Annotated in this window: 14 protein-coding genes and 1 pseudogene; 8 read left to right on the forward strand and 7 right to left on the reverse strand. The window is 70.1% G+C overall.

All coding sequences use genetic code 11. The features are described from left to right. Positions 1–927 precede the first annotated feature (927 nt). From AC08OU_RS02040 to AC08OU_RS02050, 3 genes are all read right to left on the reverse strand, one after another. On the reverse strand, positions 928–2,232 hold the full coding sequence (locus tag AC08OU_RS02040; RefSeq protein ID WP_476604191.1) for an RDD family protein: 1,305 nt from the start codon (positions 2,230–2,232) through the stop codon (positions 928–930). 240 nt (positions 2,233–2,472) lie between these two features. Further along, complete coding sequence (locus AC08OU_RS02045) at positions 2,473–2,979, reverse strand: SRPBCC family protein (protein ID WP_476604192.1); 507 nt, start codon at positions 2,977–2,979, stop codon at positions 2,473–2,475. After that, positions 2,963–3,325 carry an ArsR/SmtB family transcription factor gene (locus AC08OU_RS02050; protein ID WP_476604193.1) on the reverse strand — a complete coding sequence of 121 codons (363 nt, stop codon included), beginning with the start codon at positions 3,323–3,325 and terminating at the stop codon, positions 2,963–2,965. Before AC08OU_RS02050 ends, AC08OU_RS02045 begins: the two co-directional genes overlap by 17 nt. 111 nt (positions 3,326–3,436) lie before the next feature. Here AC08OU_RS02050 and AC08OU_RS02055 point away from each other — a divergent pair, with 111 nt between their 5' ends. The 4 genes and pseudogenes from AC08OU_RS02055 to AC08OU_RS02070 form a co-directional block, all read left to right on the forward strand. Beyond that, positions 3,437–3,670 carry a hypothetical protein gene (locus AC08OU_RS02055; protein ID WP_476604194.1) on the forward strand — a complete coding sequence of 78 codons (234 nt, stop codon included), beginning with the start codon at positions 3,437–3,439 and terminating at the stop codon, positions 3,668–3,670. Between the two features lie 32 nt (positions 3,671–3,702). Beyond that, entirely contained in the window at positions 3,703–4,137 is a 435-nt protein-coding gene (locus tag AC08OU_RS02060; protein ID WP_476604195.1) for an ArsR/SmtB family transcription factor, read from the forward strand. Then, complete coding sequence (locus tag AC08OU_RS02065) at positions 4,134–5,027, forward strand: cation diffusion facilitator family transporter (protein WP_476604196.1); 894 nt, start codon at positions 4,134–4,136, stop codon at positions 5,025–5,027. The genes AC08OU_RS02060 and AC08OU_RS02065 overlap by 4 nt, the downstream gene beginning before the upstream one ends. A 173-nt stretch (positions 5,028–5,200) precedes the next feature. Continuing rightward, positions 5,201–5,341, forward strand: a pseudogene (locus AC08OU_RS02070) (IS1380 family transposase); the annotation flags it as partial. A 209-nt stretch (positions 5,342–5,550) separates the two neighbouring features. Here the strand turns inward: AC08OU_RS02070 and AC08OU_RS02075 are convergent. Further along, a complete protein-coding gene (locus AC08OU_RS02075; RefSeq protein ID WP_476604206.1) occupies positions 5,551–6,309 on the reverse strand; it encodes a hypothetical protein in 759 nt (252 codons plus the stop codon). A gap of 838 nt (positions 6,310–7,147) precedes the next feature. Here AC08OU_RS02075 and AC08OU_RS02080 point away from each other — a divergent pair. Beyond that, positions 7,148–7,552: a hypothetical protein gene (locus AC08OU_RS02080; protein WP_476604197.1), complete on the forward strand. Its 405-nt coding sequence runs from the start codon at positions 7,148–7,150 to the stop codon at positions 7,550–7,552. A gap of 20 nt (positions 7,553–7,572) precedes the next feature. On the opposite strand, the gene AC08OU_RS02085 is transcribed toward AC08OU_RS02080, so the two are convergent. From AC08OU_RS02085 to AC08OU_RS02095, 3 genes are all read right to left on the reverse strand, one after another. Then, the gene (locus tag AC08OU_RS02085; protein WP_476604198.1) at positions 7,573–9,528 is read right to left on the reverse strand and encodes a hypothetical protein; all 1,956 of its coding nucleotides are present in this window, start codon (positions 9,526–9,528) and stop codon (positions 7,573–7,575) included. Further along, complete coding sequence (locus tag AC08OU_RS02090; RefSeq protein ID WP_476604199.1) at positions 9,525–11,285, reverse strand: DEAD/DEAH box helicase; 1,761 nt, start codon at positions 11,283–11,285, stop codon at positions 9,525–9,527. The genes AC08OU_RS02085 and AC08OU_RS02090 overlap by 4 nt, the downstream gene beginning before the upstream one ends. Positions 11,286–11,466: 181 nt before the next feature. Then, the gene (locus AC08OU_RS02095) at positions 11,467–11,808 is read right to left on the reverse strand and encodes a hypothetical protein (protein ID WP_476604200.1); all 342 of its coding nucleotides are present in this window, start codon (positions 11,806–11,808) and stop codon (positions 11,467–11,469) included. A gap of 163 nt (positions 11,809–11,971) precedes the next feature. Between AC08OU_RS02095 and AC08OU_RS02100 the strand changes: the two genes are divergently transcribed. The 3 genes from AC08OU_RS02100 to AC08OU_RS02110 all read left to right on the forward strand — a co-directional run bounded on the left by AC08OU_RS02100 (position 11,972) and on the right by AC08OU_RS02110 (position 13,006). Continuing rightward, on the forward strand, positions 11,972–12,358 hold the full coding sequence (locus AC08OU_RS02100; protein WP_476604201.1) for a hypothetical protein: 387 nt from the start codon (positions 11,972–11,974) through the stop codon (positions 12,356–12,358). Positions 12,359–12,434: 76 nt separating this feature from the next. Continuing rightward, positions 12,435–12,623, forward strand: a complete 189-nt coding sequence (locus tag AC08OU_RS02105; protein WP_476604202.1) for a hypothetical protein — start codon at positions 12,435–12,437, stop codon at positions 12,621–12,623. A gap of 122 nt (positions 12,624–12,745) precedes the next feature. Next, entirely contained in the window at positions 12,746–13,006 is a 261-nt protein-coding gene (locus AC08OU_RS02110; protein ID WP_476604203.1) for a hypothetical protein, read from the forward strand. Positions 13,007–13,147: the final 141 nt, after the last annotated feature.

Below are 13,147 nucleotides of genomic sequence, written 5' to 3' on the forward strand. Positions count from 1 at the left end.
ACGTCCTCGCCGAGTGCCGTAGCGTCGTCACCTGGGGCTGCGACTTCGCGACCCCGGACGAGGGCCACTTCCTGCCACCACGGGAATCCCAACGGGAGCCTTCGCAAGCTCTACGCACGGCGTCCCTGGTCAGGAAATGCGCCCCTGACCAGGGCCGGAGCTGTGGAGCGGGCGACGAGAGTCAGCCCCCGGATCTACGACTGGGCCCTGGTCACCGCCACCGACCCCGCCCTGCCCGACCCGGAACCTGGCGAGTCCCGCACGCGCACCGGACAGGCCGCACGGAGATTCACAGACTCAGCCTGAGTCGTCTGAGCGATCGGAACAGGTGGATCCGGTTGTCGTCGCGCTGATGCCAGCGGCGGGGCGAGCTGCGGACGCTTTGGAACGTGAGGGACGACGGGTGTCGCAGCACGCAGTGGCACGAAGCCTCCGGAGGGAGGGACACGCGGTGTCCAATGCGCGGGCATCGGCGCTGCTACGGGTCGTGCGCGCAGACCGACCCTCGGTCGTGCCGTTGCGGCCGGACCAGGCCTTCCCCGGCCCGCGCGGGGATGCCTACGGTTGACGTGCGCGACGACGGAGGTCCGGCATGCCGCAGACACTTCCTTTACCGGTGTGGACTCTTGTCGTCGCCGCGGTGTTGGTCTTGATAGTGGTTCCGGTGCGCTGCGCTCATCCGATCAGTCAACCGCCGTTCCGCGGCTGCCGCGTCTTCGTCCACGGGCTGCTGGGACGGTGCCGCCACCACGGTCGCCGCCCGGGCACTCGCGTGATCACGGCCCTCGGCGGGCCGGCGCTCGGACAGCGCCGAACGTGCAGCAAGTGTGGTCACCCGAGCGTGTTCGGCCGGTTCCCCGACACCGGTCGGCCGTTTCTCGGCTGCGCGGGGCACCCCACCTGCAAGAATCCCCGCCCGCTGGGCACCTACCGCTTGTGATTCCCGGCGGCCCGGTCGGCGATCACGAACGACTTGGCAAGCCGGTCGTGCCAGGGCTGACGCGCCGGATCCCACAGCAGCCAGGCGAGACTGCGCACGGCCAACGGCGGCAGTAGGAGTTCGGCATCGACGAATAGGGCGCGGCGGAGGGAGTCGGCGCGACCCAATGGCCGGCTGTCCCAGGTCGAGATGGCGTCGATTCCGAGGAGTCGCTTGCCCAGTGTGCCTCCGCGTACGGCCGCCACGGGTTCGTAGGCCAACACGCCAACACCGGCAATGAGCACGGCCCAGTGCGGAGCAAGTCCGGCGGCATGCGCCGGGAGGCTGATGACCGCAGCGATCACTCCAAGGACAAGAACGTCGACCGCCCGGGCTGCGAGCCGGTGACCTCTGGGGGCAAGATCGGCCCAGCTAGCTCGCCAACCCTGCATCGCTTCAGTGCGGACGGCGCCGAGCGGCTCCATACCCAGCGACGACAGCGAGGCGACGATCTCAACGTCGCGTTCCCGAGCACGTTGCAGTTGGTGACCGGTGGCGAAGGTGTAGTAGTCGCTGCGGCTGTTCCTGCGCCGGGTGAGATAGAACAATTCGTCCCGTCGACAGTCGGTGCACTCGTGTTGGATGCAGAAGGGCGTCAGGTCGACCGCGTACTCCAACGTGCCGCCGCAGAACGCGATCACGCTGCCTGGCTCGAATGGTCGCCGCGAAGGCAGCCGGCGGGCAGTGGGCGCCTCGGCGTAGCCGGTGAAGACGTCCAGGTCGACCCCGTAACCGCCCCGCCGGACCGGGACGCAGTGCTTGACGACCGCGGTCTGCACACCGGTCAGCGGCTCGATCGCATCGATGAGCGCCCCAAGGCGATCGTTCAGGTCCTTGGCTGCCTCCTCCAGTTCACTACGGACCCGTGGCTTGCCGCCGTGGGCGTACTGGTTCCGGGTGGGCGTGAAACCATTCAAGACCGGCAGGGCAGCAGCAATGGCCTGACCAACCGCACGTCCGAGCGGATCCCTCGCGGCACCGGTCATCGCGGACCGGACCGACTGCAACAACGCGATCCAGCCACCCAACGCGATGCCCTTACGGTCGACGGCGCTCTCCCACTTCTGTACCGCCTCCGACGCCTGCCCACGGCTGCGAGCCCACCCGAGCGCCAGGACGCCGAGCGTCACCGCGGTCATCTCGATCGAATGTTGGGTCCGGTCCAGCCGGTCACTCGGATCCCGCGCCGTGTCGACCAGGTGCGCCGGGTGCGCGATGGGGAAGGGATACCGGGCCAGCCGACCAGCAACCACCGAGACCTCCCCCGCATGGCAACGCCTCGCAGCGAGAACAACACGAAACGTTCACCCCGGGCAAGAGGCAGCAGAATTTGCGACTCCAGAATCCTGGCGGAACGAAGATTGACGTCCAGCTTGGACGGCAGAGCGGGCCCTGGACTTCTGCCACCTACCGGACGTCAATTGGCGGGCTACTGAGTTCCATCGATCTCCCGTCCAGCGACATCGACACGCTGAAGAACACCTTTCCGGCCATCAGCCGTACGCTCCCATCTGGACAATGTCTGTTACGTAGGCCGCCAGGTTGCGTAGCGTCTGCTCGCCGCCCTCGATCGCGTGGTACTTCTCCACGGCCTCGTCGCGGAGTTCCCTGGTGGGGAACACCGTGCGCATCACGATCAGGGTCCGCTCGCCGGCCGACTCGAAGGTCAGGACCGATTCGAAGGCGTTCGGGTCATCGCGGGACTCGCCGTGCAGCAGCGCGATCCGCTCCGGCGGGACGATCTCCCGCCACGTGATCCACTCCTGGTAGTCGGTGCCGTCCGGCCCGTGCATCACGAAGTCCCAGTCCCCGCCGACCCGGAACTCGAAGGACCGCGTCGTGGTGGTGAAGCCCTCCGGTCCCCACCACCGGGACAGGTGCCGGACTCGCGTGAACGCCTCGAACACCAGCTCGCGCGGGGCGCCGATCACCCGGGAGACCACGATCTCGCGGTCCGCGTCCGCATGCACAGGCTCACCGCCGCTACCGGTCGCCGCCATCGTGTGACCCCTCCTGCGTCGCCTGCTTCAACTCCTGCACGTACGCGTCCAGCCGGTCGAAGCTCTCGCTCCAGAACCGCTCGAAGCCGCCCACCCACTCGTGCACCGGCCGCAGCCCGTGGGCGTCCAGGCCGTACAGCCGCTGCTTGCCCTCCCCTCGGACCCGCACCAGCCCGACCTCCCGGAGGACCCGCAGGTGCTTGGACGCCTGCGGCTGGGTCATCCTCAGGTCCCGCGCCAGATCGGTCACCGGCCGCTCGCCGCCCCGCAGCAGCACCAGGATCTCCCGCCGCTGTGGTGCGGCGATCGCGTTGAACGCGTCCGAGGTCGTCGCCGCTCGCGCCATGACCCGCAATCATATGCCCATATAGGCATGTGTCAACGCTGCGACCGGCTGACCTTGCGAGGGCGGCGGCAGGATCGTCCTCGCTGACCCGGTCGGGTAGCCGGTTCGGCGATGACGATCACCAGCGCGGCCGGACGGACGGGGGTCGGGCTGTCCGTCACCGCCGCGCGAAAGTTGACCCATCCTGCAATGGAGCCCGGCGACCTGGCCGCCGCACTCGGGATCAGCGAACGCACCGCCGTCCGCTACGCCGAGGCCGCCAAAGAACTCCCTCGACCCATGAAACGCCAGCGCCGACCCCCGCGGCGTCCGGCCGCCGCTGGAAAAGTCGACCTAGACATTTAAGCGTTAGCTGCCGATATCATCGGCACGTGACGATGTTAAACGATGGTGCCACCGCGGACGACGTCACGACGGCGGCGCGCTTGTTCCGTAGCTTGGCCGACCCCACCCGGTTGGCGATCATCAGCCACCTGGCCGGCGGAGCGCACCGGGTCGGGGAACTGACCACACACCTGGGCCTGGCGCAGTCCACGGTCTCCCAGCACCTGGCCTGCCTGCGGGACTGCGGCCTGGTCGCCGCCCGGGCGCAGGGTCGCGCCTCCTACTACTCGCTCGCCCGGCCGGAACTGCTGGACCTGCTCCAGTCCGCCGAGCGTCTGCTGGAAGCCACCGGTGAACAGGTGGCCATGTGCCCCAACTACGGCCAGGACTCCGGCACCGGCACCCCACGTGAGGCAGTCCCCTTGCGGTCCGTCTCCCTCGTCATTGGCGATGCGGGCGGCGACCGGGAGGGAGAGCCAGCCCGATGAGCGACACCCCCGCCACATCGACGACCCAGCCGGCGGCGCACGCGACGGCACACCAGCACGCCGTGGCGCCGGAATCCGATCACGCCCGGCTCGGTCGGCGCGCCCGGCGGCTGGCAGCGGCCAGCGTCACCTACAACGCGGTCGAGGCCGCAGTGGCGATCGGCGCCGGCGCCGTGGCCGGTTCCACCGCGTTGGTGGCGTTCGGCCTGGACTCGGTGGTCGAGGTCTCCAGCGGCCTGGTGATCCTCTGGCAGTTCCGCCATGCCATCCCGGCCGAACGTGAACGGGTCGCGCTGCGGTTGATCGCCGTCTCGTTCTTCACCCTCGCCGCCTACGTCGTCCTCGACTCCGCGCGGGCACTGCTCGGCGCCGGCGATCCTGATCCCTCACCGGTCGGAATCGGGTTGGCGATCGCGTCACTGCTGGTGATGCCATGGCTGTCCTGGGCACAGCGCCGCACCGGCCGGGTGCTGGGATCGGGTGCCGTGGTCGCCGACTCCACCCAGACCCTGCTGTGCACCTACCTGTCCGCGGTCCTGCTGCTCGGCCTGGTCCTCAACGCCACCCTCGGCTGGACCTGGGCCGACCCCCTCGCCGGCCTGATCATCGCCGCCGTCGCCGTCCGCGAAGGCATCGACGCCTGGCGCGGCAAGAACTGCTGCCCACCGCCCACCACCGCCGGGAATCTCCACGCCTCCCGGGCTGACCGGGCTGACCGGGCTGACCGGGCTGACCGGGCTGACCGGGCTGCGTCGAGCCTGTCGATCGCTGCCGCAGCCCCAGCAGGTTGCACCTGCTCTGGTGGTTGCGCGGACGGCTGCTGCCAGCCAACGCCCGGCACGCGCTCGGACAGGGAAGCGAGTCCACGACGGGGGGCGAGTCCCTGGTGACCGTCGTGTCGCTCGCGGCCTTGGTCAGCTACCTGTCGATGCTCACTTGCCTGGGATGATCGATCTTGCTGAGGACCGGCCGACCAGTTGAAGGAAGCACCCGCGAGCTGCAATCGTCCCCTGCCGCGTTGGTCGCCGAGCACGTGGCGATCGTCGACGCGGTCAACAGCGCCGGTGCGAACCCGGCCGCGAAGGCGATGAGCTTGCTGGCAGGGATGGTCGCCGGGGCGGACTCGACCGATGACGTGGACCGGTTGCGGCACACCGGCAATGGTCTGCTGTCCGATCAGATCCGGGCACCTTCGACGCCCGGGCACGATCCTGTCCGGCGGGCAGCTGCAGCGGCTCGCGCTGGCCCGTGTGCTCGGGCCCCGCGCGAGCACGGCGTCACGGTGGTGGGGTCGACGTCGAAGCGGGCGGCGCTCGCCCAGGCCGACCCGGCCAGAACCCGGCCTCGCCCAGGCGTGTCGACCCCTCTCGAGGCGTCGACACGCCTGGGAGAACCGGTTGGGGAGGCTACGGGTCAGCCGGTGACCAGAACGAAGTCCTCCGTGCTTCGGGAGGCGCCGCTCACGTCGTCGCCCAGGTATCGCAGCCGCCAGGTGCCGGAGCGCTTGGCCTTCACCGTCGTGGTCACCGAGCCGTCGGCGCCCGTGTGGAGCGTCGCGAACTTCTTGTACTTGGACGAGGTCTCGGGCCGGAACTGCAACTCCACAGGGGCGGCGAAGCCCTCGAAGTCCGCCGAGGGCTGGGCGTTCCAGTTCACGCGGCTCAGCCGTCCGCCGATCGTGATTATCTGGCCCTTCTGCACCGGCTCCGGCGCGGCGTCGAACGAGGCCGAGAACGCGGTGGCGCGCTTGACCGAGATCGTGGACTCGAGGTTCATGTAGTCGCCGGAGTCCTCGCCGAGGAACGCCTGCCACGAAATCAGGTGAGCGCCGGTGAAGTCGTTCGAGCCGCGGTGCACCTCGGTGAAACCGTCCGGGGCGTACAGGTGCCTGGAATTGGGCGGCGGAACGAAGTTCGCCCGAAGCAGCCAGCCCCACGGGTTGGTGTCATCCGGATCCCTGATCGTCAGGTACCAGTTGACGTCCTCGTCGACGGCGCAGTCGGTTTCGACGTCGAACTGGATCGTCTTGGACGTCTGGGTCCCGAAGACGATCTCATGCGGGCTGAAGTCCTCGATCGAGCACCCGGACGAGTTGGCGGTCGCCGGTCCCGTCGCCACGACCGAGCCGGTCAGGAGCGAGCCGGTAAAGAGTGAGCAGGTCGAGAAGGCCATGAGGATCGGACGTAATCGCATGGGCGTGCCCTTCGCAGCCGGGTAGGAACGCCGATGACATCGCACCGATCATGGAAGTCGCTACACTCCGATCGCCATAGTTCACTCAAAGCTAGTAGGCATGGCTGGCCTCCGGGTCGCGTCGGCTGCTGGTCCTTGGATGACACGTGGGTTGAGGACCAACTGGCTGTGTTCCCGGCCGCGGGCCGGTGTGCCCGGCAGGCGAGGCTGTGCACGGCCAACGGCGGCAGGAGCAGTTCGGCATCGACGAACAGTGCGCGGCGGACGGAGTCGGCGCGACCCAGCGGCCGGCTGTCCCAGGCCGAGATGGCGTCGATGCCGAGGAGTCGCTTGCCGAACGTGCCTCCGCGTAGGTTCGAGGCGCCGGCCATCGCCTCGTCGTCGGCGGTTCCTGTGGTGTCGGACCGGGCGGCGAAGCGAGGCCCGGCCACGAACCCGTTCCGCCGCAGGTCGATCATCTCCGTGTCTCGCCCATTCCAGCAGGCGCACGATCTGCATGTCACCGAAGACGCCAGGATTTGTGCGGGCACCGGCCAGGCCAAGCGCGGCCGACAGTTCCCGAAGGTCCCGGTGGATCGGCAGGCCGCCCTTCGTCGCCGTGCGACCAGGTGCGGCCCAGCGCGCCAGCGCCACCACCCGATCCAGCAGCCGGGAGCCCTTCGCCGCCCGGATCACCTCGTCCCGCGACGGCACCGGCACCGGTCCGAATGCGACTGGTGCCGCCGGCACGCGGCGTTCGGGCCGTAGCAGGACGCTGCTGTCGGCCATCCGTTCGGCGCTTCCCGGCGCGAGTGCGGCCACGATCCCTTTCCCGGCGATGAGTCCGCTGCCAGCAACTCGGGCTGATCGGGGCGGCGTCGGCTTCACGCTGCAGGGCAGCGGTCCGGGCGCTGGCGGGGTGCATCCGGTGCGTCTCGTCGAGGAAGCGCAGGTACGCCTTGACGGCTGGGACGGCGTGCGCGACCAGGTCGCATCGCTCGGTCAGCCGGGTGGCGGCGAGGTCCAGGAGCAGCATCCGGACGTCGCTGCGGCGCCACAGGGTCGGATCCGGCCGGGCCTGGTAGTCGGCGCGTCCTTCGAGAAGTGCGTGAAGGCACTGATGGCAGGCGGATGCGCCGCTCTCGTCGGTCCAGCCGGTGAAATCGCGCATCGCGCGGCAGCACGCGTCGAGAATCACCCGGCCACGATAGGGGTTCCCGGCCGATTGAACCGGCCGACCTGAGTGCCCGGAATCCCGTCCGCTCACCAGACGACGCCAGGTCCCAACCGCAGTCGGGCCTTGAGATCGGTCTCCGCCGCCTTGATCTGGCTCACGGTCACCCCGAAGCGGGTGGCGCAGTCCGCTGTGGAGACCCTGGCTGAGCACCGCCATGACAGGAGCCGCAGGACGGCGGCTGCGGTCACGTCGGGGTCCGCGTCACCGGATAGGCCCGGGGTCTTGATCCGCCACCATGCGGTGAGGCAGCGGGTGAGCAGGGGCAGCCCTTCGGCAGGGAGGACGACGTCGGTGAGGTGCGCCGCGACCGGGTCGAGGACGACAGGCCGGCCGAGGAGCCGGTCGGGCCTCAGCCGCCCCGGGGTCAGGAATCGGGGATACGGCAGCAGGTCCGGGTCGTGGGCCGCAGAGGGGAGAATCTCATCGACAACCGCCTGATTCCCTCGCAGTCGCCAGACCAGGGCGAACGGCAACGACTCGCCTTCCCGGGTGCGCAGCACGCCTTCGCAGACGAACCGCGAGCCGGAGCGGGGAGACCGGGTTCCACCGGAGACGGACTCCAGGCGGGCAGCCGGTGGAATACCGACAGCGCACCCGAGCCCCCGCACACCGAACAGGCGCAGCGCCGTCGTCGCCGGGGAGTCCGGTAGCAGCCGCTGGGCAAGTTGCCGCTCGTCGTTCGCCACCGACTGCCAGAAGCTGAGCACCAAGCGGTCGCCGATGGTGAGCACCTGTTCCGGCGACGGCGACGGTGGCGAGGCGGCGGCGCGCGGCGACGCGGCTGCGGGCTTGGCCGTCGCGGATGCCTTGGCTTTCGGTGCTTTCGGTGCTTTCGGTGGCGGCTGGGCCTTGGTCTGCGACTTGGCTGGCGGCCGCTCTGCAGCGGCAGCCGGAGGCTCCGGCCGGGACAGGCACGCCTCGCAGCCGAGCCCTGTCTTTCCAGCCACGAGGGGGCGGTCGCTGCCGCAGGAGGGGCACGGCAGGGGGCGGAAGCGCCGGGCGGGCCAGATCCAAACAAGTTGCTGGGGGTACCTGCGGGAGCCGCGCATGACGTCGACGGGGAGCACTACCGCCGGGAGCAGCAACAGGTGCAGCCGGTAGGGAGTTAGCGTGTGTCGCGCCCGGTGCTTGTCGCGGATCTCGGCGAGCCGCCTGGTGCGCTCCTGCCTCGTCGCCTCGGCCCGGGCGTCCAGAGCGGCCCGCCGATCGGGCGTGGCCGCGGCGGAGCGGCGCTCGATGCCGGCGAGCACGTCGCGGTAGTAGGCCTCCGTGCGCGTGATCTCGGCCGTGCGCGCGTGCCGCCCGTCGTCGTCCAAGGCGTTCAACCGCTGCTGGGCGCGGGTGCGGAGCAGGTCCTGGGCGGCATCCACCGCCGGCCCGAGGTCGAACGGCAGGATGGTCGCCGAGTCCGGGGGCGACACCGCAGCCGGGTCGGGGGACGGGCTCAGCACGGGGTCGAGCATGGTGCGGACGGCGTCCGGCAGTTCCCGCCCGGTGGTTGCGTCCAGCAGGCACTCGGCGCGTTCTTGGAACGCCTCGTCGCCGGCGACCTGGTAGCGGATCATCGCTCCGGCGCGGAGCGCCGGCAGGCAGGCCCGGGACGGCGGCGCAGCCAGGTCGATCCGGCCGTGGTCGACGGGGAAGGAGTCACGGGCACGCTCGAGGAGGTCCGCTGCGGCTGGTAGCTGGTCGTCCGGCCAGGGCAGCGCACGGCGGCCGACGTCCCCGTCGGCGAGTATGGCCTCGGCCGACAAGGTGAGCACCGGGTGCCCGGCGGCCAGCAACAGCGCGCCGTCGTCCCGGGCCACCTCTGGGTCGCTGGTAACCGTGAGCGTTTCCGGGAGGCCGAGCTCCGCCTGCAACGGTTCGGGCAGCACCGCGAGGGCGCCACCAGGTCCACTGTCCGGACCGGCGTCGACCAGTCCGCCGCGGTGCTCGACGTACGACAGCCAGAACCGCAGCCCGGAATCGGTCCCGTTCACGCGTCGTCGCTGCCCACGAGTTGGTCCAGCGACTCGCGCACGTCGACGTACTGCCGGCGGGCCCGGGCCAGGGTGTCGCCGATCTCCGCCAGCCGCAGGTCGAACTGCCGGTCGTCGGCGGAGCCGACGTAAGCGTCGAAGATCCCGGCCTCCAGGTCGAAGTCCTCTTCGACCCGGCCGAGGATCATGTCCAGTTCCCCGACCACCAGCTCGAACAGATTGATCTTCGATTCGAGGACGTCCAGGACCCGTTCCTCGATCGTGCCGGCCCCCAGCACATTGGTGATGACGACGTCGTGCTGCTGGCCGATCCGATGCAGGCGGCCGATGCGCTGCTCGATCTGCATCGGGTTCCAGGGCAGGTCCATGTTCACCATGGCGTGACAGAACTGCAGATTGCGTCCCTCGCCGGCGGCCTCGGTGCTGACCAGCACGGGCACGTCATCGGCGAACCGTTGCACCGCGGCGTCCTTGGCGGCCCTGGTCATCCTGCCGTGGTATCGCGCTACCGGGACGCCGGTCGACTCCAGGCTCGTCGCGAGCCGTTCCAGCGTCGGGGTGAACGCCGTGAAGACGATCACCTTCTCGCCGCGCCGGAGGTGGCGTTCGACTCGTTCGACCAGCACCTCTTCCTTCCGGGACGAGGTGATCGATTCGGCCCGTTGGGCTAGGTCGTCCCATCCCGCCCTGCCCAGTCCAGGAGCCAGCGCGGCCGGGCTCGACCCGGCGAGCCGTGCGATCGAGCGCAAGCTCATCAGCCGGGATGGTCCGGCGCCGCGGCCCTCCGCGCGGATGCGTGCTGCGACGTCGGCGTACAACGTCGCCTCGGGTCCGGGCAGGTGGACCTTGACCGTCTCGGCAAGGCGTTGCGGCAGGATCAACGCCACCTCGCTGCGCCGGTGCCGGACCATCACCTCGCGGGTGCGGGCCTGCAGGCGCTCGACATTGCGCACGCCGCCGGTCGAGGTGCCGTTCGCGGCGGCGCCACCTGCGTGCTGCTTGCGGAACTCCGCCGCAGTGCCGAGCAGGCCAGGGGCGACCAGGCTGACCAGCTGGAAGAGGTCGTCGAGCCGGTTCTCGACCGGGGTCGCGGTGAGCAGGAGCAGGTGCCTGGCCCGGAGATCGCGGGCCAGTCGGCCGGACGCGCTGCGCGGGTTGCGGACGCGGTGCGCCTCGTCGAGGACGACGACGTCCCAGTCCTGGGCGACCAGCAGCGAACGGAGCGGGTCGCGTCGGGCCGAGGCCAGGGACGCCAGCACGACGGGGTGGTCGCCGCCGTCCGAGCGGAGCGCGTCCAAGGCCTCGGCCGCCGTGCCCGTCACCACCGCCGACGGCAGGGCGAACTTCCGGTCCAGTTCCTCCCGCCACTGGCCGACGAGGCCCGCGGGAGCGACCACGAGCGCCCGCCGCGCCAGCCCGCGGGCACGCAGCTCCGAGAGCACCAGCGCCGCTTCGATGGTCTTGCCCAGGCCCACCTCGTCGGCCAGGATCGCGCGACCGCGCATCCGCCGCAGCACCGTCCGGACGGTGGCGATCTGATGCTCGAACGGCTCGATACTGACGTGACCGAGCGACACGAGCGTGTCGAAACCGGGACGGCTCCACACGTCCAGCGCCGCGTCCACGAGCGACGACACGGCAAGGTCGACGTCCCCGGCATCGGCCAGCCTCGCCGTCAGGCGGGCGAAGGGGTTGGGGAAAGCGACGCCCGTGGACGGCGTGCCCTCCGCGGCGTGCGTCGGTGCGGCTAGGGTCATCGCCGCCTCACTGTAGCGACAGCGGCCAACGACGATCGGTGCCCCCGCCGGGACCACGGCTTCGTTGTTGCCGACCGCGCCGGCCGGAAGCGGTCCTCCCCGCGACCGACACCTGGTTGGGCAACCGGTCCTCCTCGCGACAGCGACGATGGCACGGCGGGAGTGCTCGCCACGGGTGGGCTCAGGGGTGGAGGGCACTGTGGACTGGGAGCAGCTCACTAAGTGGGCCGACGTAGCCGCACGGGTAGTCCAAGCCCGCGAGCGGGCGGGGTTCTCGCAGAGCGCGCTCGCCGAGCGACTCGGGTTGCGCATCCAGCGGTCTGGTCGTCCTCGCCGCTGTGTACCGGGTCTTGGGCCGGGCGAACCACTCCCGCAGCAGACCACCGACCCACGCCTCGCAGTACCGGCCGGCCAGAGCGGCGAGCGGGGCCATGTGGCGGACGCGGAGTTGCTCGATGAGGAACCGGCGGACCAGCAGCCGCGCGGGCGGTCGTGGACATCCGCTGCCTTCCTTCGGGAGCACCGACTCCGGGGACCCACGGACAGGACGACTCGGAACGGTAGGGGAACGCCCACCCCCGGGGCTCGGCGGGATCGGCACTGCGTCCGAGCGCCACCCCGGGGAAAGATTGCGTGATTTGATAGCTGGGCGACAGAATATAGAGCCCGCAGCGCGATATATGTGCATGCCACGTGGGTGCGACGAGGATGACGACCAGGCCCGCGGGACGGCGACCGTACTCGCGAGGGGCGGCGAGGAGGCCATCGCGGACGACGACGAGCCGTTCGAGGATCAGGACCCCGAACCGCGGATGCGCCGCTGGAGCCTGACCGGGATCCTGCAATGGATCAAGAGCGAACTGAGTCTCCCCAATCCGGCGCTGCTGGGGTTACTCAGCGTCGCGATCTGGAGGGTCGTCGACCACCTGCTCCCAGGCATACCGGCACTGGCGGTGCTCCTGGTGAGCGCCGTGGTCATCGTGCCCTACGTGCTGCTTCTGATCTTCGTGGTCAGGTCGGCGGTCGGGTTCACCTTCAGGTGTTACGAGTGGTGGAGCGAGCGCCGGGAGTAGCGCGCGCGTCGCGACCTCCCGCGCCGCCTGCGAAGATCAGCCGGAAACGCGGGCACAATGGGCGGCGATCGCCGCTGTGGAGCAGGCGATCCAGGCCATCGACCACGCGCTCGCGCTGATGGAGAAGGCGGCAGGCGGCGGGCGCCACGAGCAGTTCCGGACGGCTCGTCGCACCTTCGGCCTCAGCCGCCGGCGCCTCGAGGTCGTGAAGCGGATGTTGCACGAGGCGCAGGAAGACACGGACGAGTACGCCGCCTTCTTCTGAGCCCAACTCGATTTCCTGACTTGGCGCCCTGATCCAGGACCGCACGCCACAGCATCACTCCGACCGGTGAGAGATTCGGGAGAGTAGCCCGGGTTGTGACGGTCTGTGGCGAAGGGGTGCCCGTGAGTGCCATCGGCGAGGCCAAGGCAGCGATCGCGTCGGCGTCCAGCGAGGCCGACCAGGCAATGGGCGCGGTGGGCCAGGCCACGCAGTCCGTGGACGAGGCGTTGACGCTGATCGGGCAAGCCGCCGAAGACAGCGGCTCGGACACGATCGACGAGGCACAGAACATGTACCGCCAGGCACGCGAGCAACTCGACGAGGTCCTGAACCTGCTCCAACAAGCGCAACAGACCGCCAACGCCTACGCCGCCAACCTCTGACCCCCACCAGGTCACCACGTGGTGTCACACGTCACCCGCGCCGTCGCACTGCTCACCCAAGCCGTCGACGCCGGCGACCGCGCCCAGGCCGCCTGCTCCACCGCCGACGAGCACGCCCGCATCATGCGGGACACCTACACC

It is taken from the genome of Frankia sp. CcMO1, from assembly GCF_977945845.1.

What these genes read in the sequence shown, in the direction of transcription:
- AC08OU_RS02045 (WP_476604192.1), bottom strand. Translation starts at nt 2,979, where the DNA reads ATGGCGGCGACCGGTAGCGGCGGTGAGCCTGTGCATGCGGACGCGGAC.
- AC08OU_RS02050 (WP_476604193.1), bottom strand. Translation starts at nt 3,325, where the DNA reads ATGGCGCGAGCGGCGACGACCTCGGACGCGTTCAACGCGATCGCCGCA.
- AC08OU_RS02055 (WP_476604194.1), top strand. Translation starts at nt 3,437, where the DNA reads ATGACGATCACCAGCGCGGCCGGACGGACGGGGGTCGGGCTGTCCGTC.
- AC08OU_RS02060 (WP_476604195.1), top strand. Translation starts at nt 3,703, where the DNA reads ATGTTAAACGATGGTGCCACCGCGGACGACGTCACGACGGCGGCGCGC.
- AC08OU_RS02065 (WP_476604196.1), top strand. Translation starts at nt 4,134, where the DNA reads ATGAGCGACACCCCCGCCACATCGACGACCCAGCCGGCGGCGCACGCG.
- AC08OU_RS02075 (WP_476604206.1), bottom strand. Translation starts at nt 6,309, where the DNA reads ATGGCCTTCTCGACCTGCTCACTCTTTACCGGCTCGCTCCTGACCGGC.
- AC08OU_RS02080 (WP_476604197.1), top strand. Translation starts at nt 7,148, where the DNA reads ATGAGTCCGCTGCCAGCAACTCGGGCTGATCGGGGCGGCGTCGGCTTC.
- AC08OU_RS02090 (WP_476604199.1), bottom strand. Translation starts at nt 11,285, where the DNA reads ATGACCCTAGCCGCACCGACGCACGCCGCGGAGGGCACGCCGTCCACG.
- AC08OU_RS02100 (WP_476604201.1), top strand. Translation starts at nt 11,972, where the DNA reads ATGCCACGTGGGTGCGACGAGGATGACGACCAGGCCCGCGGGACGGCG.